General features: G+C 68.6%; 20 protein-coding genes and 1 riboswitch. Of the genes, 10 read left to right on the plus strand and 10 right to left on the minus strand.

Annotated elements, in window-relative coordinates:
- Nucleotides 1-316: 316 nt before the first annotated feature.
- From FBT96_RS00660 to FBT96_RS00670, 3 genes are all read left to right on the plus strand, one after another.
- Entirely contained in the window at nucleotides 317-1,339 is a 1,023-nt protein-coding gene (locus FBT96_RS00660; protein WP_136904478.1) for an aspartate-semialdehyde dehydrogenase, read from the plus strand.
- Nucleotides 1,340-1,443: 104 nt separating this feature from the next.
- Nucleotides 1,444-3,045 (plus strand): DUF4139 domain-containing protein, encoded by a 1,602-nt coding sequence (locus FBT96_RS00665; RefSeq protein ID WP_136904479.1) that lies wholly within the window; start codon nucleotides 1,444-1,446, stop codon nucleotides 3,043-3,045.
- 25 nt (nucleotides 3,046-3,070) lie between these two features.
- Complete coding sequence (locus FBT96_RS00670) at nucleotides 3,071-3,274, plus strand: hypothetical protein (protein ID WP_136904480.1); 204 nt, start codon at nucleotides 3,071-3,073, stop codon at nucleotides 3,272-3,274.
- 88 nt (nucleotides 3,275-3,362) lie between these two features.
- Here FBT96_RS00670 and FBT96_RS00675 read toward each other — a convergent pair whose 3' ends face one another.
- Nucleotides 3,363-3,809, minus strand: coding sequence for a hypothetical protein (locus tag FBT96_RS00675; protein ID WP_074554730.1), 447 nt, complete (start codon nucleotides 3,807-3,809; stop codon nucleotides 3,363-3,365).
- A gap of 54 nt (nucleotides 3,810-3,863) precedes the next feature.
- Nucleotides 3,864-4,514 carry a carbonic anhydrase gene (locus tag FBT96_RS00680; RefSeq protein ID WP_136904481.1) on the minus strand — a complete coding sequence of 217 codons (651 nt, stop codon included), beginning with the start codon at nucleotides 4,512-4,514 and terminating at the stop codon, nucleotides 3,864-3,866.
- 154 nt (nucleotides 4,515-4,668) lie between these two features.
- Between FBT96_RS00680 and FBT96_RS20505 the strand changes: the two genes are divergently transcribed.
- The 3 genes from FBT96_RS20505 (at nucleotide 4,669) to FBT96_RS00695 (ending at nucleotide 7,365) form a co-directional block, all read left to right on the plus strand.
- Complete coding sequence (locus FBT96_RS20505; protein ID WP_065118335.1) at nucleotides 4,669-5,049, plus strand: hypothetical protein; 381 nt, start codon at nucleotides 4,669-4,671, stop codon at nucleotides 5,047-5,049.
- 88 nt (nucleotides 5,050-5,137) lie between these two features.
- Complete coding sequence (locus tag FBT96_RS00690) at nucleotides 5,138-6,541, plus strand: leucyl aminopeptidase family protein (protein WP_136904482.1); 1,404 nt, start codon at nucleotides 5,138-5,140, stop codon at nucleotides 6,539-6,541.
- Entirely contained in the window at nucleotides 6,538-7,365 is an 828-nt protein-coding gene (locus tag FBT96_RS00695) for a C40 family peptidase (protein WP_136904483.1), read from the plus strand. The genes FBT96_RS00690 and FBT96_RS00695 overlap by 4 nt, the downstream gene beginning before the upstream one ends.
- 21 nt (nucleotides 7,366-7,386) lie before the next feature.
- On the opposite strand, the gene FBT96_RS00700 is transcribed toward FBT96_RS00695, so the two are convergent.
- Complete coding sequence (locus FBT96_RS00700; RefSeq protein ID WP_136904484.1) at nucleotides 7,387-7,734, minus strand: DUF2794 domain-containing protein; 348 nt, start codon at nucleotides 7,732-7,734, stop codon at nucleotides 7,387-7,389.
- Between the two features lie 365 nt (nucleotides 7,735-8,099).
- Between FBT96_RS00700 and FBT96_RS00705 the strand changes: the two genes are divergently transcribed.
- Nucleotides 8,100-8,534: a cytochrome c gene (locus tag FBT96_RS00705; RefSeq protein WP_169583102.1), complete on the plus strand. Its 435-nt coding sequence runs from the start codon at nucleotides 8,100-8,102 to the stop codon at nucleotides 8,532-8,534.
- Nucleotides 8,535-8,594: 60 nt separating this feature from the next.
- Here the strand turns inward: FBT96_RS00705 and FBT96_RS00710 are convergent, their stop codons facing one another.
- From FBT96_RS00710 to FBT96_RS00740, 7 genes are all read right to left on the minus strand, one after another.
- Nucleotides 8,595-8,915, minus strand: coding sequence for an I78 family peptidase inhibitor (locus FBT96_RS00710; protein ID WP_136904486.1), 321 nt, complete (start codon nucleotides 8,913-8,915; stop codon nucleotides 8,595-8,597).
- Nucleotides 8,916-8,919: 4 nt separating this feature from the next.
- Complete coding sequence (locus FBT96_RS00715; RefSeq protein ID WP_136904487.1) at nucleotides 8,920-9,261, minus strand: hypothetical protein; 342 nt, start codon at nucleotides 9,259-9,261, stop codon at nucleotides 8,920-8,922.
- A gap of 105 nt (nucleotides 9,262-9,366) precedes the next feature.
- Nucleotides 9,367-10,062 (minus strand): thiamine ABC transporter ATP-binding protein, encoded by a 696-nt coding sequence (locus FBT96_RS00720; RefSeq protein ID WP_136904488.1) that lies wholly within the window; start codon nucleotides 10,060-10,062, stop codon nucleotides 9,367-9,369.
- Nucleotides 10,046-11,569 carry a thiamine/thiamine pyrophosphate ABC transporter permease ThiP gene (locus FBT96_RS00725; protein WP_249306189.1) on the minus strand — a complete coding sequence of 508 codons (1,524 nt, stop codon included), beginning with the start codon at nucleotides 11,567-11,569 and terminating at the stop codon, nucleotides 10,046-10,048. Before FBT96_RS00725 ends, FBT96_RS00720 begins: the two co-directional genes overlap by 17 nt.
- On the minus strand, nucleotides 11,566-12,555 hold the full coding sequence (locus FBT96_RS00730) for a thiamine ABC transporter substrate-binding protein (protein ID WP_136904490.1): 990 nt from the start codon (nucleotides 12,553-12,555) through the stop codon (nucleotides 11,566-11,568). The genes FBT96_RS00725 and FBT96_RS00730 overlap by 4 nt, the downstream gene beginning before the upstream one ends.
- A gap of 39 nt (nucleotides 12,556-12,594) precedes the next feature.
- Nucleotides 12,595-12,697, minus strand: a riboswitch (TPP riboswitch).
- Between the two features lie 63 nt (nucleotides 12,698-12,760).
- Nucleotides 12,761-13,213, minus strand: coding sequence for a DNA polymerase III subunit chi (locus FBT96_RS00735; RefSeq protein ID WP_136904491.1), 453 nt, complete (start codon nucleotides 13,211-13,213; stop codon nucleotides 12,761-12,763).
- Between the two features lie 5 nt (nucleotides 13,214-13,218).
- Nucleotides 13,219-14,685 carry a leucyl aminopeptidase gene (locus tag FBT96_RS00740; protein ID WP_136904492.1) on the minus strand — a complete coding sequence of 489 codons (1,467 nt, stop codon included), beginning with the start codon at nucleotides 14,683-14,685 and terminating at the stop codon, nucleotides 13,219-13,221.
- Between the two features lie 166 nt (nucleotides 14,686-14,851).
- Here FBT96_RS00740 and lptF point away from each other — a divergent pair, with 166 nt between their 5' ends.
- The 3 genes from lptF to FBT96_RS00755 are packed head-to-tail and all read left to right on the plus strand — an operon-like array spanning nucleotide 14,852 to nucleotide 19,271.
- The gene (gene lptF, locus FBT96_RS00745) at nucleotides 14,852-15,982 is read left to right on the plus strand and encodes an LPS export ABC transporter permease LptF (protein WP_136904493.1); all 1,131 of its coding nucleotides are present in this window, start codon (nucleotides 14,852-14,854) and stop codon (nucleotides 15,980-15,982) included.
- Nucleotides 15,979-17,079 (plus strand): LPS export ABC transporter permease LptG, encoded by a 1,101-nt coding sequence (lptG, locus tag FBT96_RS00750; protein WP_136904494.1) that lies wholly within the window; start codon nucleotides 15,979-15,981, stop codon nucleotides 17,077-17,079. The genes lptF and lptG overlap by 4 nt, the downstream gene beginning before the upstream one ends.
- Nucleotides 17,079-19,271: an LPS-assembly protein LptD gene (locus FBT96_RS00755; protein WP_169583104.1), complete on the plus strand. Its 2,193-nt coding sequence runs from the start codon at nucleotides 17,079-17,081 to the stop codon at nucleotides 19,269-19,271. Before lptG ends, FBT96_RS00755 begins: the two co-directional genes overlap by 1 nt.
- The last annotated feature ends 37 nt before the right edge of the window (nucleotides 19,272-19,308 follow it).

Genomic DNA, 19,308 nt, shown 5'->3' on the forward strand with positions numbered 1-19,308 from the left:
GGCGAAGGCTATCGCCTTCGCCCTGCGAGACGGTTCTCCTTGTCAGACGGGGGCCCAAAGGCCCCCGGCCAGCGCCCGCCCCGCCCCATGGCGGGCGCTTTCGCGCCGCCCGGGGCAGGCGCCGGCCTCTGTCGTGCCTGGGGCAGATCGGCCCCGGGGCCGACGCTGCACCGACGGGCGGGGAAACGCGGGTCGCGTTTCCTGATCCGCCCGACGGGCGACCTTTGCGCACCACTTTCCCGAAACTTTCCCGAACCCCTTTCCAATTCCCCGCGTTTCCGCTAGCCGGGGTCGTTCTTTCGAGAAGGAGGTCCGGATGGGCTACAAGGTCGTCGTCGTCGGTGCCACGGGCAACGTTGGCAAGGAAATGCTGAACATTCTCGCCGAGCGCGAGTTTCCGGTGGACGAAATCGCGGCGCTGGCGTCGCGCAAGTCGCTGGGCACCGAAGTCAGCTTTGGCGACCGAACTCTGAAGACCCAGGATCTGGACACGTTCGACTTCACCGGCTGGGACATCGCGCTGTTCGCGATCGGCTCGGACGCGACGAAAGTCTATGCGCCGAAAGCCGCGTCGCAGGGCTGCGTGGTGATCGACAACTCCTCGCTCTACCGTTACGACCCGGAGATCCCGCTGATCGTGCCGGAGGTGAACGCCCACGACGTCGTGCGCTACACCAACAAGATGATCATCGCGAACCCGAACTGCTCGACCGCGCAGATGGTGGTGGCGCTGAAGCCGCTGCATGACCGCGCCAAGATCAAGCGCGTCGTGGTCTCGACCTATCAATCCGTGTCGGGCACCGGCAAGGAAGCGATGGACGAGCTGTGGAACCAGACCAAGGGCATGTATGTCCCCGGTCAGGAAGTGGCGCCCAAGGTCTATCCGAAGCAGATCGCCTTCAACGTGATCCCGCATATCGACGTTTTCCTTGATTCCGGTGATACCAAGGAAGAATGGAAGATGGTCGCCGAGACCAAGAAGATCCTGGATCCGAAGATCAAGGTGACCGCCACCTGCGTGCGCGTGCCGGTCTTCGTCGGCCATTCGGAATCGATCAACATCGAATTCGAAGACTTCCTCGACTGGGAAGAGGCGACCGAGATCCTGCGCGAGGCGCCGGGCGTGCTCGTCGTCGACAAGCGCGAAGCCGGTGGCTACATCACGCCCATCGAATGCGTCGGCGAATATGCCACCTACATCTCGCGCATCCGGCAAGACAGCACGATCGAGAACGGGCTGAACCTCTGGTGCGTCTCGGACAACCTGCGCAAGGGCGCGGCGCTCAATGCGGTGCAGATCGCCGAAGTGCTGGGCCAACGCTGCCTGAAAAAAGGCTGATCACGGGCGATTGCCTGAAACGTGAGGGCGTCCCCCCGGGGCGCCCTCTTGCTTTTGCGCGCGACCCAAGGGACGCTGAGGGCATCTTTTCCCGGGAGGAACCCATGCCCCGTCTGCCGCTTTTCGCCAGCCTTTGCCTTGCCTGTGCCCCTGCGGCGCTTTTCGCCGCGCCTGCCGAAATTCCGGCAACCCTTTCGACGGTCACGCTTTTCCCCGAAGGGGCGCAGGTGACGCGCGCCGTCACCGTGCCCGCGGGCGTGACCGAGGTGCTGGTGCCCGATCTGCCCGACGGCACCGATCCCGCCAGCCTGCGCGTGACGGGCGAGGGGGTGGAGATCGGCGCCGTGACGCTGATGGCGGATCGTGAACCCGCCACAGACCGCGCGCCCTCGGCCGAGGTCCGCGCGGCCCGCACCGCGCTCGAGACCGCGCGCGCCGATCTGGCCGCGCAGCAGGACAAGCTGGCCGCGCTGCGCGCGAAGATCACCGCCGCCGAAGCCGAGGTCGATTTCTTCACCGCGCTCGACACGTCGAACACGCCGCCCGAAAAGGTGACGGCGCTGGCGCGGACGGTCTCCGCGGGGGTTCTGGCGGCCGAACAGGCCCGGATCGCGGCCCGGGCCGAGGTGCGCGCGGCGGAAGCGGCGCTGAAACCGGCGAAAGAGGCGGTGGCGCGGGCGAAACAGGCGCTCGATGCGCTGCAAAACCCGGCGAAGGACAGCGATGCCCTGCTGCTGACGGTGTCGGGCGCGGGCAGGGTCACGGTGACGACCTTTGTGGCCGAGGCGGGCTGGGCGCCCAGCTACGACGCGCGGCTGGACAGTGCCGCGGGCAGCCTCGCGCTGGATCGTTTCGTCTCGGTGCATCAGGCCTCGGGCGAGGATTGGCGCGGCGTGGCGCTGGTTCTGTCCACCGCCCGGCCTTCGGAGCGCACCGACCCGTCCGAGATGTGGTCGGATCTGCGCCGGATCGGCCCGCCCGCGCCGCCGATGCCGGAGATGGCCGCGCCGAAGGCGGCGATGGACAGCTATGCGGCCGCCCCGGTGATGGAGGCGGCCCCGGCGGCGGGCCGGATGGCGATGGAACTGCAAGGCGAAACCGTGACTTACACCTATCCGGCCGCGGTCGATATCCGCGACGGGGTGGAAAATCTGCGCCTGAAGCTGGATCGGATCGAGACGCCGGTCAAGCTGCTGGCCGAGGCGGTGCCGATGTTCGACGAGACCGCCTATCGGGTCGTCGAGGGGCAGACGGCGGGGGCAGAGCCGATCCTGCCCGGCCCGGCGGTGCTCTGGCTCGATGGCGCGGTGGTGGGGGCGGCCGATCTGCCGCTGATCGCGGCGGGCGACACCCTGCGGCTGGGCTTTGGCGCGATCGACGGGCTGCGGCTGAAGCGGGTGATTCCGCAGGCGAACGAGGGCGACCGCGGCCTGATCACGAAATCGAACGAACGGACCGAGACCGCCGAAATCACCGTCGAGAACCTGACCGGCAAGCCCTGGGCGCTGCGGGTGATCGACCGCGTGCCCTATGCCGAGCAGGAGGATCTGCAGATCACCCATGCCGCGACGCCGCCCGCGACCACGGTCGATTACGACGACATGCGCGGCGTTCTGGCCTGGGAATTCGATCTGGCCGCGGGGGCGACGCAGGCGATCCGTCTCGAAACGAAGATGCGCTGGCCCGCCGATCAGGTGTTGCAGTGAACCCCGGGCGCGGGGAGAACTTCGGATGGAGATCCTGAAGGGGCTGCTGATCGGCACCGGGGTCTATGCCGTGTTGCGCTGGACCGACAGGGCGCCCTCGAATCTGGAGGTGGCGCTGATCGCCGGGCTTTGGGCCGCGGCGGTGGGGCTGGTGTTCCGACAGATCGCCCGCGGGCGAAAGGACGCCGCCCGCCGATCATCGGGCCAGACCGGCAAAGAAAAACCCTGACCGGGGGCGTTCTGCCGCCGGTCAGGGCTGGCCCCGCATGCGGGGGGCCGGATCACGCCGCCATTCTGGCGGTGCAGCGGGGTCGCCTTCAGGCGGCCCGCCCCGAGTGTCGTCCCCTGCCGGTCACACCGACCTCGCGCGGGGCAAGCCCCGCCCGTCGGGTCAGCGCGCCGGGGAAGGGGGCGCGGTATTGCAGCATCAGATCGGTCAGCGAATGGCCGATCTCTTCTATCCAGAGCACGAACCGGTCCGAAGGCCATTCGTGCAGTCCCAGCCGTTCGTCCTCGAGCCGCAGCACGAAGCCGGCCTTGCGCAGCTTGGCTTGCAGATCAAGCCAGCCCTGCGCCTTGTCGAAGGCGGCGGTGATAACCGCCATCTCGTTTTTTTGCACGACGCTCGGGGCCTCGCGCAGCGCGTCGCAAAGCGAGCGTCGGATCAGCTCTGCAGGCGTTTCCTCCTGCAGGCGGGCGGCGGCCTCGATCTTGGCGATCAGGTCCGTCGGAAGGCGAAGGGTGACGAGTCGGTGCTGTGTCATGTCCCAAGACTCGCGCATCGACCTTAATACAAGGTAAATCGAATTAAGGTTGATTCAGATCGGCTCGAAAATTTTGCTCTCCGGGTTGAACTGCCAGAGCATCCCCTCGCCGATGTCGTTCCAAAGCCCGTGCAGGCTCATGTCGCCCGCCTCGACCGCGGCGCGCACGAAGGGGAAGGTGAGCAGGTTTTCCAGGCTGATCACCACCGATTCCCGTTCCAGCGCGGTGATCCGCTCGGCCTCGGCCGCGTTCTTGACCCGCTCGAAGCCCGGGCGCAGCAGGTTCAGCCAGGTGCCGACGAACGAGGTCTTGTCATCCAGTTCCGGCGCATGGCCCGAACACATCGCATGACAGCCCGCGACGCCGCCGCATTGCGAATGGCCGAGCACGATCACATGCGCCACCTTCAGATTGCGCACCGCATATTCGATCGCCGCCGAGGTGCCGTGGTGATCGCCGTCCGGGTTGTAGGGCGGCACCAGATTGGCGATGTTGCGATGGATGAAGAATTCGCCCTCGTCCGCGCCGAAGATCGAGGTGACATGCACGCGACTGTCGCAGCAGGAAATCACCATCGCCCGCGGATGCTGACCGGCATCGGCCAGACGGCGATACCAGGGGCGGTTTTCCGTATAGGTGGTGGCGCGCCAGCCGTGGTAGCGGTTGGTCAGGTAGGAGGGCAAGGGCCGCACGTGCTCTTTCATTGTCATCCCCGTCGCAAGTCCCAAACCTGATAGGCGTCAACCCGCTTGAATGCGAGGGCTTTTTCGCCGCGCCTCAACCTTTTCTTGAAACTTGCAAGCCATGGTGAGGCAGGCCGTGGGGGCTGGGAATACCAGGACGAAGACGGAGGCTGGGGTGAGCGCGATCGAGAAATTGCGGATGGACGAGCCGGTGCGGCTTGATCCTGACAGGCTTGTGGTTCTGTATGCCGAGTTGGGGCAATTCGCGGCAGAACGGCTGATTGCCGCCGCGATGGAGGATCTGGCGGTGCATCTGGTGGCGGTGCAGCTGGCCGCGCAGGAGCGGCGCCTTGAGGTGCTCGACCATGGCTCGGCCGAGATTGCCCGGCTGGCGCGGCAGGTCGGCATGGTGCTTCTGGCGCGGGTGGCGCAGGATCTGCGCGATTGTGTCACACGCGGCGATGCGGTGGCGCAGGCCTCGGTTCTGGCGCGGCTGGTGCGGCTGGCCGAACGCTCGCTGACGGCGGTCTGGGATTATCAGGACATGCAACTCTGACGCCGTCGGGCGGCTTCGGGCGGCGAACGGGGCTTGCGGGTGCCGATCGCCGCGCTAGGCTGGCGCGACAGTCGCAGGAGGCCCGAGCATGTCCGATCTTTTCCGTTTCCGTCCCGAGATGCGCTTCGCGCCCGCCGATGCCGCGGCGCGTCCGCTTCATCTGGTGGCGGCGGGGGCTGATCTGCCCGCGGCGCTGACACCGGCGCAACGGGCCTTTGCCGCGGCGCAGGGCTTCACCGGGGCGCTGGGCAGCCTGTGCCTGCTGCCCGACGAAACCGGCGCCATCGTGGCGGCGCTGTTCGGCTATGGCGATGCGCGCAAACGGGCGCGGGCGCGGTTCCAGCTGGCGGCGGCGGCGGCAAAACTGCCCGCCGGGGCCTGGGCTCTGGCCAGCCCGCTGCCCTCCGAGACCCAAAAATCCGAGGCTTTGGGCTGGCTTCTGGAAGCCTATCGCTACGACCGTTACGGCACGCAATCGGTCCCCGAGGCGCGGCTGGTGGCGCCTGCGGGCCTGGATGCGGGGCGGCTTGAAATCATGGCCGAGGCCGAGGCTTTGGCCCGCGATCTGGTCAACACCCCCGCCAATGATCTGGGCCCCGACGAGCTGGAAGCCGCCGTCCGCGACCTTGCCGCGCGGCATGGCGCAAAGGTCGCGGTGATCACCGGCGAGGATCTTCTGGCGCAGGGCTATCCGCTCATTCATGCCGTCGGCCGCGCCAGCGTCCGGGCGCCGCGGCTGATCGAGCTGCGCTGGGGCGAGACGGGCCCCGATCTGGCGCTGGTCGGCAAGGGCGTCTGTTTCGACACCGGCGGGCTGAACCTGAAGACCGGGGCCTATATGGCCCTGATGAAAAAGGACATGGGCGGGGCGGCGAACCAGCTCGCGCTCGCGCATATGATCATGGCGCTGAACCTGCCGGTCAAGCTGCGGCTGCTCATTCCGGCGGTGGAAAATGCGGTGGCGGGCAATGCGATGCGGCCGGGCGACATCTACACCTCGCGCAAGGGGCTGACGGTCGAGGTCAACGACACCGACGCCGAGGGGCGTCTGATCCTGGCCGATGCGCTTGCCGCCGCCGACGAGGAGGCGCCCGATCTGATCCTGTGCATGGCGACGCTGACCGGCGCGGCGCGGGTGGCCCTGGGCGCCGATCTGCCGCCCTTTTACACCGATGACGACGATCTGGCGGCGGCGCTGACGGCCTCGGGCGCGCGCAATGGCGATCCGCTTTGGCGAATGCCGTTCTGGGCGCCCTATGAGGGGCAGATCGAGCCGGGCATCGCCGATCTCGACAACTGTCCCCCGGGCAGCATGGCGGGCTCGATCACCGCGGCGCTCTTCCTGCGCCGCTTCGTCACCGAGACCGAGCGTTTCGTGCATTTCGACCTTTACGCCTGGCAACCCACCGCCGCGCCGGGCCGGACCAAGGGCGGGCTGGGGCAGGGCGGCCGCGCCGTTCTGGGCGCGCTCTCCGAGGTGCTGGGGCTGTGACCGACCGCCGTCTGGTGCCGTTTTCGGGCCGGGTCGCGCACGCGTCCTTGCGCGGTCAGATCGACGCGCCCGCCTTCAGTGCGGGCGAACCGGCGCGGATCGGCGCGATGCTGGCCGATCTGGCGCTTGATCCCGGTGGCCCGCGCGAGCGGCAATGGCTGCACGGCGCCGCGGTCACGGTGATCGACCGGCGCGACGGCTTCGCCTTTGCGCAGGCGGCGTTGGATGGTGCCTGCGGCTGGGTTCCCGAAACCGCGCTGGCCGCCCCCGTGCCCGCCACCCATGTCGTCGCCAGCCGCGGCACGCATCTCTACCGCGAGGCCTCGATCAAGCGCGGCGAGATCGGCGCGCTCAGCCTTGGCGCCCGCGTCGCGGTGCTGGAGGTCGTCGGGGCGCTCGCCCGCACCCCCGACGGCTTCATCCCCGCCAGCCACCTGCGCCCGCTGACCGAGCCCGAGCCCGATCCGGTCGCGGTGGCGGAACGGCTGATCGGCACGCCCTATCTGTGGGGCGGCAATTCCGCCGCGGGCATCGATTGCTCGGGCCTTGTGCAGCTGGCCTTCACGCTGGCGGGCCGCGCCTGTCCCGCCGACAGCGACCAGCAGCGCGCCGCCTTTGGCGATTTTCTGCCCGACAACGCGCCGACCGAACGCGGCGATCTGTTCTTCTGGGCCGGGCATGTGGCGATCGCGCTGGAGGACAGCACGCTTTTGCACGCCAACGGCCATGCGATGCAGGTCAGCCGCGAGCCGATCGGGGCCTGTCTGGCCCGCATCGCCGCCACCGAGGGCGGGCGCTATTTCGGGCGCAAGCGTCCGGGGTGAGAGCGACGGGTGATTCGCCGCTCACTCCACCGCGCGGATCAGCTTGCGCTCGATCACCCGCAACAGCGGCGCCAGCTCGTGTCCGCGTTTCAAAACCTGCCCCTCGGCGCCGATCAGCGCATAGATCCCCTGCCGGTTGCGCAGCGCCGGCCGCTTTTCAAGGCGGTAGAGCGGGCTTTCCATGGTGCGGCGTAAGATCGCAAAGACCGCCGCCTCGCGCCCGAAACTGAGCGCGTAATCGCGCGCCTCGGCCATCGCCACCATGCGTCCGTAGACCGTCAGGATGGCGCCAAGTTCCCGCCGGTCGAAGGTGACCTGGGCGGGCGCGGCGGCGGGTCCGGGGAAGGGCATGGGCGGCTCGATCGTCATGGCGAAAGCGTGACAGTCTTGCGGCAGAAAATCAATCCGCCCTTGTTTAACAGGGGTTTCACGTCATTCACCCTGCCCGGATCCTGCCGCGAAAAGACCCGCAAAATACCCTTTGGCCAGCGCGATTGCGCCGCGATTGGTCCGCAGTCTGGGCCCCGGCGGAAAACGCTGAAAGCCCCGGCGGGCGGTCAACAGCCCCCACCCAGTTCGTTCGCCGGGGCGGCTTTCCGCACCGAGAGCCCCGCCCCCACCCGGGCGGGGCTTTCATTTTCGTGATCGTCGGGGCGCTTGCCATGTGCCCCCTCCCGCTCTCATGTGGAGGCATGAAGAGGGAGAACTTCATGCAATTGAAACGACGACTGTATGTGGCCATTCATCTTGGCCTGACCGTCGCCTTGGCTCTTGTCGGGGGCATCGTCTATGCCGCCGACGGCGTCAGCAACCCGGAGGTCAGGGCCCGGGTCGAGCTGATGCAGGGCTACAAGGCGCAGATGAAACTCTTGTCCGACGCCGCTTCTGGGGCGCAGCCCTTTGCGGTGGACAAGGTCGCGGCGGCGATCACGGCGCTGCAGGCGGGGGCAGAGGGGCTGGCCCCGGCCTTCCGCGCGAAGGCCGATGATCCGGCCTCGCAGGCGCTGCCCGAGATCTGGGCTGCGCCGTCCGAATTCCGGCAAAAGACCGCCAAGCTGGTGAAGACCGCGGCGGCGCTGGACGGCTCGGAGGCGGGGGCGCTGGCCGGGACGCTGGCCCCGGTGCAGGCGGCCTGCAAGGACTGCCACGGCCGCTTCAAGCTGCAATGAAAAAGGGGGCCGCGGCCCCCTTTGCTTTTTCCGGTGCTGCGCCGTTTTTGCCGCCCGGTCTCAGCCACAGGTCAGGCTGGAAATCCGCCCCTTGCGATCGATCAGGATGTTCAGCCGCTCGGCGCTGTAATCCATCGTCACCGGCTGGCCGGGATGGATGATCCGGGTCGCGGCGGCCAGATCGCGCCCGTCCAGCGCGGATTTCGGCTGCCCGATCAAGCCCTTCAGCGCGGCGGCGCCGCAGCTGTCGGGCACGGACGGGGCGGTTGCGGACGGGGGGACGGCGGTGCCGAGCGGCACCGGCACGACCAGAAAACAGCCCGAGGTCAGACCGACGAGCGACAGCCCGGCGGCGAGCCGGGCAAGGGGCGCGGCCCGCATCGGCTCAACCGCAGTCGATGTTGAAGATGTTGCCCTTGGGATCGAGGCGGAACACCACGCGGTGCGAATTGTATTCCTGCGGCTCGATGCCCCGCCATTCGATCACGTTGACCGGATCGGCGATGCCGAGCGTCGGGATGATCGTCGCGGGCTGCCCCAGCGCCGAGGCATATTGCGCCGCGTGGCAGGTGTCGGGCGAGCGGTTTTCCAGCACGCCGGTCTGGAACACCGGCTGCGTCAGATGCGGCACCGGCACGGGCTCGGCGGCGGTTTCCTCTTGCGGCGTCGGACCACAGGCGGTCAGGCTCAGCGCGGCAAGGGCAAGAAGGGCATATTTGGTGATCATGATCGTCCATTCGGCAGATGCGGCAAGGCCGCGAAATCGCCCTTTCTATACAGGCCGGAAGGACGGATGAGAACCCAAGTTGCAGTGATTGGGCGGCTTTTTCGATCATTTGCCCAGATAGGCGGCAAGGGCGGGCGGCGGATCGGCCAGAAGCCCGGCGGTGGCGGCGGGCGGATGCGCGACGCCCTCGGCCACCAGCACGGTTTGCGGGCAAAGCGCGATCGCATCGGCGGGATCGTGGCTGACCATCAGCACGGTGGCGCGCTGGTCGGCGGCGATCTCGGCCACCAGCGCCAGCATGTCGGATTTGAGCGCCGGACCCAGCGCGGCAAAGGGCTCGTCCAGAAGCAGAAGCGGTCTTGCCCGCAGCAGACAGCGCGCCAGCGCCACCCGGCTTTGCTGCCCGCCCGAGAGCGTCGCGGGCCGCCGATCCCCCAGCCCCGAAAGCCCGACCCGGTCGAGCGCCGCCGCGATCCGCGCGTGATCGGCGCGGGAGAGCCGCAGTTTCGGCGACAGGCCAAGGCCAAGGTTCTGCGCCACGCTCAGATGCGGAAACAGGTTCTGGTCCTGAAACAGGATCGAGAGCGGCCGTTCCCCCGGCGCCAGATCGGTGATGTCATTGCCGCGCCACAGGATCCGCCCGCGGCTCGGTGCCAGAAACCCCGCCAGCGTCGACAGCAGCGTCGATTTCCCCGCGCCCGAGGGGCCCAAAAGCGCCATCCGCGCGGCTTCGGGGATGGTGAAATCGGCGCTCAGACGGAAATCCTCCTGTTCGATCAGGATCTTATCGAGGGTCAGCATGGGCTCCGATCCGGTCACAGGCGGCATAAAGAACAAAGGTCAGCGCCATCAAAAGGCAAGCCGCGCCCGCGGCCTGATCCATCCGGTAGCTGCCCATCAGCTGATAGACGGCGAGCGGCAGGGTCTGGCTGCGCCCATCGGAAAACAGCGCGATGGCCCCCAGATCGCCCATCGAAAAGGCCGCCGCAATGCCCGCGGCAAAGCCCGTCGGGCGGGCCAGCCGCGGCAGGGTGAGAAACCGCAGCCGGGCCAGGCCGCGCAGGTTCAGGCTGTCCGCCAGCCGGTCGTAATCGGCCTGCAGCGCGCGGACCTCGGGCAACAGCAGGCGCAGGGCAAAGGGCAGGCTCAGCGCGGCATTGGTCAAAAGCGTCACCGGCAGGGCGAGCGCCGTCGGCGCGACGAAGGGCTGGGCGATCAGGAACAGCCCGGTGCCAAGGACCAGCGACGAGGCCGCCATCGGCAGCATCGCGGCCGGCTCGGCCCAGATCCGGCGCGGGGCCGCCAAAGCCAGCGGCAGCGCCAGCGCCATCGTCAGCGCCGCGGCGCCGATGGCGAGCCAGACCGAGGTGAAGGCCGCCTGCCAGACCTGTCCGGGCAGCGACCCCAGCGCAGGCAGGCCGCGCAGCGCGATGGCGGCCAGGGGCGACAGCAAAAACCCCGCCGCCGCGGTCAGGATCAGCGCATCGATCAGCCGATGCGGCAGCCTCGGCGCCAGTTGCAGCGGCTGCGCCCGGTCCAGCCCGGCGCCGAACCCGGGCGGCAGCGTCAGCCGCGACGCGATGGCAAGGGCCACCAGCGCCAGCGCCACCTGCACAAGCGAGAGCGCCGCGGCGCGGCCCAGATCGGCGTCAAACCGGAAGGCCTGATAGATCGCCACCTCGATCGTCGAGGCGCGGGGACCGCCGCCCAGCGTCAGCGCGACGGCAAAGGACGACAGGCAGACAAGGAAAATCGCCAGAAACGCCCCGGGCAGGACGGTGCGCAGCATCCGCGCCTCCAGATGCCGGGCGATTTCGGCCGGGCCAAGGCCGAGGGAAAGCGCCAGCCGCACCCGCTCGGCCGGGATCGCCTGCCAGCCCTGCAGCACCATCCGCGTCGCCAGCGGCAGGTTCAGGAACAGATGGCCCAGCACCACGCCCCAGGGCCCGTAGATCGAGACCCCGGGCAGGCCGAGCGCCTCCAAGGCGCCATTGAGCAGCCCGCGACGGCCGAAAATGGCCAAGAGCCCCATCACCGCGACGAGCGTCGGCAACAGGAACGGGGCGCCAAGCGCCGCGATGAACAGGCTGCGGCCGGGGAAGCGGCGCCGGTGCAGCGCCCGGGCCAGGGGGATGGCGAGCAGGCAGGAGAAGAGCGCCGAGAGCGACGCCTGCCAGAGCGTGAAGCGCAAAGCCTCCAGATCCGAGGCGCCCAGATGCGACAGCCCCCCGGCGCGGAGCATCACCGCGCCGAGGGGGGCGAGCACCAGCGCGGCGACCAGCGCCGCCGCCGATGCCGCCGGGATCATTTGCCGAAATTCGCGCGCCATTCTTCCAGCGCCGGGCCGCGCAGGGCCTCGGCCTCGGCCTCGGTGTAAAAGAAGGTCGTCGCGGGGCGGGGCAGGGTGGCAAAGCCCTCGGGCAGGAAGCCGGGTTTCACGATCACCGGATAGGACCAGTTCGCCGTGGCGATCATGCCCTGAAACCCGTCCGAGAGGACATACTGCAGGAATTTCTGCGCCAGTTCCGGCTGGTCCGAGGTCTTCAGCTGCGCCACCAGTTCGGTGTAGAAATAATGCCCCTCGGGGAAGATCGCCGCCGCCTTGGTGTCGTCGTTTTCGGCGATGCGGTGATAGGCGGGCGAGGTGGTGAAGGACAAGACCATGTCGGCCTCGCCCTCGGTGAAGAGCCCGTAAGCCTCGGACCAGTCCTGCGTCACGGTCAGCACCTTGGGCGACAGCTTCGCCCAGGCCGCGCCGGCCTTGTCGCCGTAGATGTGCTTGACCCACAAAAGCAGCGCGAGGCCGGCGGTTGACGACCGCGGATCCTCGATGGCGATCTTGAAGGCGCCTTCGGGGGCGTCGAGCAATTCGGCAAAGGATTTCGGCGGGGTGGCCAGTTTCGTCTTGTCATAGACAAAGGCGACCTCGGACCAGTCGAAGGGCAGGAACGTGTCATCCGTCCAAGCAATCGGCAGGGTCAGGCGCGACAGATCCTGATGATGGGGCGCGAAAAGCCCGGTCGCGCGGGCGCGGGCGGTGACGTCGGTGTTGAGCCCGATCGCCACATCGGCCTCGGTCTTGTCGCCTTCGAGCAAAAGCCGCGGCAGCACATCGCCCGCGACGAAGCGCAGATCGCAGCCGCAGTCCGCCTCGAAGCCCTTTTCGATGGCGGGGCCGGGGCCCCATTCACTGGTAAAGTATTCGGGCGCATAGACGGTGAGGACGGGTTTGTCCCCGGCCAGAACAGGGGTTGCGGCAAGCACGCAACCCGCCAGCATCAGAGCAGTTTTCATCTTTCTCTCCAATGGCGTGACGGGCGGGGTCAGGCCGGGAGAGTGCCCGGATACCTTCCCTCCGCCGGTCTTAACCGGTTCAGGTTCGACGGGTTTGCGGTGACGCATCTCAGCCCCTGACAGAGCACCCCGAGGTGGGAAAGGACCATAAAGCCCCGCGCCAAAGCTGCAAGCGAAAAACGGGTTTTGCGGGCGGGGCAGGGGGTTACTTTTCGGCCTTCTTCTGCCAGCGGCCGCTTTCCTCGCTCCAATATTGCGCGGCGGTGCCCGCCCCGGTCAGCGCCTTCCACTGATCGCGGGCGCGGGCGACGGCCACCTCGTCGCGACCATCAAACAGGATCCAGACCCGTTCGGCCGCCGCCACCTCGGCGGGCGTGACCTCGGCGCCGTCAAGGGTCATCACCGCCTGCCGCCCCTCGGGGCGCGGGGTCGTGGTCAGAAGCACCGGCTGCAGCGCATCATGCGGCCCGCCCGCCAGCCCGTGCGGCAGGAACTCTTCCTCGGGGCCAAGCCAGAGTTTCTGGTCCAGCCAGTCCATCCGCTCGGGGGACACCCCGCGCAGTTCCACCCGCCATCCCTGCGCCAGCGCGCGGGTGAGCAGCGTTTCGACCACCCCTTCGACCGGCGACTGGGTGACGTGATAGAAGAGCGCGGGCATGGGCCTCAGGCCTCGAACCGGGTGCGGATCAGCCGGTCGAGCGTCATCACCCCCCAGCCGGTCGCGCCCTTGGGCGCCAGCGCGGCCTCGCCCGGCGGCAGGGCGACGCCCGCGATGTCGATGTGGCACCACGGCACATCGGGCTTGATGAAGCGCTTGAGGAAGGCCGCCGCAGTGATCGCGCCGCCCCAGCGCCCGCCAGAGTTCTTGATATCGGCCAGTCGCGACTTGATCAGCGGATCATGGGCAGGCGTCAGCGGCATCGGCCAGGCGCCTTCGCCCTCGGATTTCGCGGCGCTCAACAGATCGCCCGAAAGCTTGTCGTCATTGCTGAAAATGCCCGCATGGTCATGGCCCAGCGCCACGATGATCGCGCCGGTCAGCGTCGCCAGATCGATCACCGCGGCGGGGGCGAAACGCTCCTGCGCATACCAAAGCACATCGGCCAGAACCATCCGCCCCTCGGCATCGGTGTTGACCACCTCGATCGTGTCGCCTTTCAGGCTTTTGACGATATCGCCCGGCCGCTGCGCCCGCCCGTCGGGCATGTTCTCGACCAGACCGACCAGACCCACGACATTGGCGCGGGCCTTGCGCAGCGCCAGCGTCCGCATGACGCCCGCGACGACCGCGGCCCCGCCCATGTCCATCGTCATTTCTTCCATGCCCGCCGCGGGCTTGATCGAGATGCCGCCGCTGTCGAAGCAGACGCCCTTGCCGACCAGCGCCAAGGGCGCCGCATCTGCCTCTCCGCCCTGCCAGCGCATCACCACCACCTTCGACGGGCTGGCCGAGCCCTGACCGACGGCCAGAAGCGCGCGGAAACCGAGTTTCTCCAGCGCGTCCTCGTCGAGGATCTCGACCTCGAGGCCCAGTTCGTGCATCGCCGCCAGCCGGGCGGCGAAATCGTCGGTGGTCAGGATGTTGGCCGGTTCGTTCACCAGATCGCGGGTGAAAAACACCCCCTCGGCCAGCGCGGCATGGGGCGCGGCCTCGGCGGCGACGGTCTCGGGCGCGGCGACCATCATCTCGACCGGGCCGAAGGGTTTCTTCGGCTCGCTCAGGTAATCGAAGCGGTAGGCCCGCAGCGCCAGGCCAAAGGAAATGTCGGCGGCGCGCGGATGCGCCTCGGCGATCACCAGCGCGCCCTTGTCGGTCAGACCCTTGGCGATGGTCGCCCCCGCCTTGCGGGCCTCGGCCACGCTGGCGCGGCGGGAGAGCTTCACCAAGGCCAGCGTCTCGCAGGCCAGACCGCCCGGAAAGCCGAGGTCGAGCGAATCACCGACCGCCAGCTTGTCCCAGCCCTCCGAGGCCAGCGCCCGCGTCACCGCGCCCCGCGTCAGCCGGTCGAGCTTGCGCCCCATCAGGCCCAGCTTGCCCTCGGGCTGCACGATCAGCGCCAGACGGCCCTCGCGGGGGGCAAGGGCCTCGGCATCGGAGGCGGTGAAACGAAGGGCGACGGGGTGGATCATGGCTGTCCCTGCGGCTGGTTGCTTTGGACCAAGCCTAAGCGGCGCCACCGCGATTGTATAGCCGCGCCGGTGATGGGCGGGAAGCTGCGCTCCCCCGGGTCTTCGGGCTTTTCCCGGCCCGGTTCCCGCGCTAGAGAAGGGCAAACCCCGCGGGAGAGATCCGACTTTGAAACGCCTGGACCGATATCTCCTGTCCCAGCTGATGGCGATATTCGGATTCTTCGCGCTGGTTCTGGTCTCGGTCTATTGGGTGAACCGGGCGGTGCTTTTGTTCGACAAGCTGATCGGCGACGGCCAGACCGCCTGGGTGGTGCTGGAATTCACCGCGCTGACCCTGCCCAAGGTGATTTCGCTGGTGCTGCCGGTGGCGGCTTTCGCGGCGGTGCTTTACGCGATCAACCGGCTTTCGGGCGAATCCGAACTGGTGGTGATGCAGGCGGCGGGGGCAAGCCCGTGGCGGCTGGCGCGGCCGGTCGCCGTCTTCGGGCTGATCGTCGCGGCGCTGATGCTGGCCCTGGTGCATGAACTTGTGCCCGCCTCGCGCGCGCGGCTGGCCGAGCGTCAGGCGCAGGTGTCGCAAGATGTCACTGCGCGCTTTCTGACCGAGGGCAGTTTCCAGACCCCCACCGCGGGCATCACCGTCTATATCCGCGAGATTTCCGATCTGGGCGAGCTTCTGGACATCTTTCTTTACGATGCCCGCGGCCAGACCGCCGAGACGATCTACACCGCCGAAAAGGCGCTGATCGTGCCCTCGGACGCGGGGCCGAAGCTGGTGATGTTCGACGGCACGGCGCAGACGCTGCGGCCTTCCGACGGGGCGCTGGCGCTGACGCGGTTTGCCGATTTCACCTATGATCTGGGCGGCGCGATCGGGACCGGCCTGCGCGGCCGCATCGACTGGGAGGAAGTGCCCAGCCGCGATCTGATCGCGCCGGGGCCGGAGCTGCTGGCGGCGACCGGATCGACGGTGGCGGCGGCGCATCTGGAGCTGAACGACCGGCTGGCGCAACCGCTGATGGCGCCGGTGGCGGCGCTGATCGCGGCGGCGGCGATGATGCTGGGCGGGTTTTCGCGGCTGGGGCTGTGGCGGCAGATCGGGCTGGCGGTGCTGGCACTGATCGGGCTGCAATCGCTGTCGAATGTCGCCACCTCGATGACCCGCGCCGATCCGCAGCTTTGGGCGCTGCATTACATGCCCGCGCTGGCCGGGCTGATCCTTGTCGCGCTGGCGCTGTTCTGGGCCGGGCGGCAACGCAGGTCGCCGCCCCTGGCCGCGGCGGAGGGCCGGGCATGACGTTGTCGCTTTATATCGCGCGCCGCTTCGGCCAGGCCTTCCTGATCGTCGCCGGGGCGTTCTGGGGGGTTTTGTTCCTGATCGAGATGGTCGAGCAGATCCGCCGTCTCGACCCCGCCCGCGGCGCGCTCTCGGATGCGGCGCATCTGGCGGCGCTCTCGGTGCCCTCGACGCTTTACACGATCTTTCCGCTGGTCGTCATGCTGTCGGGCGTGGTCGCCTTTCTGGGCCTCGCGCGGTCTTCGGAACTGGTGGTGATCCGCGCCGCCGGGCGCTCGGCCTTGCGGATGCTGATGGCGCCGGTGACGGTGGCTTTGCTGATCGGCGTCGTGCTGGTCGCGGTCGGCAATCCGATCGTCTCGGCCACCAGCCAGCGCGCCGAGGAAATCGAGGGCCAGCTGCGCGCCGAGGGCCGCCAGACCGTCTCGATCGGCCGCGAGGGGCTGTGGATGCGGCAAGGCACGGCCGATGGCGGGCAGGCGGTGATCCATGCGATGCGCGGCAATGCCGATGCCACCGCGCTTTATCAGGTCACCTTCCTTCTGTTCGACGCCAAGGCCGGGCCGGTGCGCCGGATCGACGCCGCTTCGGCCTGGCTGACGCCGGGCGCCTGGGTGCTGTCCGAGGCGAAGGACTGGCCGCTGGGCCGCTCGACCAACCCCGAACGCGACGCGACGCGGGCGCAGACGATCTCGCTGCCCTCGACGCTGACCGCCGAAAGCATCGCCGACAGTTTCGGCGCCCCCTCGGCGATGCCGATCTGGGAATTGCCGGGCTTCATCCGCGCGCTGGAGGCGGCGGGCTTTTCCGCGCGCCGTCACATCGTCTGGCTGCAGGTGGAACTGGCGCAGCCGCTGATGCTGGCGGCGATGGTGCTGGTGGCGGCGGGCTTCACCATGCGCCCGGCGCGGTTCGGCGGCACCGGCGGGCGGGTGATGCTGGCGCTTCTGGCCGGACTTGCGCTATTCTTCCTGCGCAATGTCGCGCAGGTTCTGGGAGACAACGGGCAGATCCCCGCCGCGCTGGCGGCCTGGGCGCCGCCGGCCATCGCCCTGATGCTGGCGCTGACGCTGGTTCTGCAGCAGGAGGAGGGATGATGCGCAACCGCCGCTTGCGGCCCCGGATGCTTGGCACGGCTTTGGGCACGGCCTTGAGCTCGGCTCTGGCGCTGGCGCTTGCCGTTCCGGCTTGGCCGCAGACCCCGGCCGCGCCCGCCCCCGCGCTGGCGGCGCCGCTTTATTCCGATGCCGCGACGCTGCTCGCTGACCGGATCGAGGTCACCGGCGCCGACCGGCTGATCGCCTCGGGCCATGTCGAGGTCTATTGGCACGAACACCGGCTGACCGCCGACCGCATCACCTATGACAAGGCCACCGACCGGCTGGCGATCGAGGGGCCGATCCGGCTCGTGCAGCCGGGGGCGACCGGCTCGGTCATTCTGGCCGATACCGCCGAGCTGAGCCGCGATCTGCAAAACGGCGTGCTGAGCGGGGCGCGGATGGTGCTGTCGCGCGAATTGCAGCTGGCGGCGAACCGGATCGAGCGGCAGGACGGCACCCGCACCGTGCTGCGCGAGGTCGTGGCCTCGTCCTGCAAGGTCTGTCTGACCGATCCCGAACCTTTGTGGGAAATCCGCGCCCGCACGATCACCCATGACACCGCAACCCGGCAGCTGATGTTTGAAAGCGCGCAGTTCCGCGCCATGGGCGTGCCGCTGATCTGGTTGCCGCGACTGCGCATGCCCGATCCCACGGTCGAGCGGATGTCGGGCGTGCTGCGCCCGACGCTGCGCACCACCTCGCTTCTGGGGCCGGGGCTCAAGGTGCCGTATTTCCTGACCTTCGGCCCCTCGGCCGATCTGACGGTGACGCCCTATCTGTCGGCGAATTACACCCGCACGCTGGGGCTGCGCTATCGTCAGGCGCTGCGCAGCGGCAGTTTCGAGATCGAGGGCGCGGCGAGCCGCGATTCCATCCGCGAGGGCAGGACCCGCGGCTATCTTTTCGGCACCGGCACGTTCGCGCTGCCCGCCGATTACACGCTCGGGCTGCAGCTGCGGATGGTCTCGGACCCGTCCTATCTGCTCAATTACGACGTCACCGAGGATGACCGGCTGTGGTCGGGGGTGACGCTGGGGCGGGTGCGCGCCACGGAAATGGTGCAGGCGAAGATCGGCAAGACCCATTCCCTGCGCGAGGGCGAAAGCAACGAGACCGAGCCGATGCGCTCGGCCGATGCGGCCTGGACGCGGGTCTGGCGGCCCGGGCTGATCGGCGGCGAGCTGAGCTTCGAGGGCAGCCTGCACGCGCATTGGCGGGCCTCGGATGATCCGGCCAACGGGCGCGACATGACGCGGCTTTCGGGCGTGGCGGATTGGCGGCGGAACTGGCTTCTGGGCGGCGGCGTGCTGGCGGCGCTGGAAGGCGAGCTGGCGATCGACGCGACGGCGGTGCGGCAGGACCGGGAGTTTTCCGGCGAAAGCCTGCGCGCGCTGCCCTCGCTTGGGGTCGAGCTGCGCTGGCCCTGGGTGAAAAGCGAGGGCCGCGCGGCGCAGGTGATCGAGCCCGTCGCGCAGATCATCTGGAGCGGCAAGAGCCTGAAGGAGTTGCCCGACGAAGACAGCCTGCTGACCGAATTCGACGAGGGCAACCTGTTCGACTTTTCCCGCTATCCGGGCGGCGACCGGCGCGAACGCGGCACCCGGGCGAACCTTGGCCTGAGCTGGGCGCGGCATGATGCCTCGGGCTGGTCGCTGGGGCTGACGGCGGGGCGGGTGTTCCGGCTGGATGACCTTGAGGATTTCGCCGAAGGCTCGGGCTTGTCGGGCACCAGTTCCGACTGGCTGATCGCCACGCATCTGAGCACGGCGGGCGGGCTGGTGCTGTCGAACCGGGCGCTGGTCGATGACGATCTGGACTTTGACCGCGACGAATTGCGGCTGGCCTATCTGGGCGAACGGGCGCAGGTGGCGGCGGGCTATCTGTGGATGCTGGAAACCGAGGCGACGCCGAAAACCTCCGAGCTTCTCTTCGAATCCGACTGGCAGCTGCGCCGCGGCTGGTCGAGCAGCTTCGACACCCGCTACGACCTTGTCGCCGACCGCGCCGCCAAGGCGTCGCTTGGCCTGCAATATTCAAACGAATGCGTCACCGTCGATCTTTCCCTCTCGCGCCGGTTCACGTCCTCTACTAGTGTGGAGCCCGAAACCGACTTCGGCCTGTCGATCGCGCTTGCGGGCTTTGGCGCCGGATCGGGCGGCAACCGGACCGAGCGGGTCTGTCGGCGCTGAAACCGGGCCCGGAGGCGCGCGGCCCGCGCAAGGAAAC

Source organism: Rhodobacter capsulatus (genome assembly GCF_005144475.1).
Taxonomy (GTDB): Bacteria; Pseudomonadota; Alphaproteobacteria; order Rhodobacterales; family Rhodobacteraceae; genus Rhodobacter; species Rhodobacter capsulatus_C.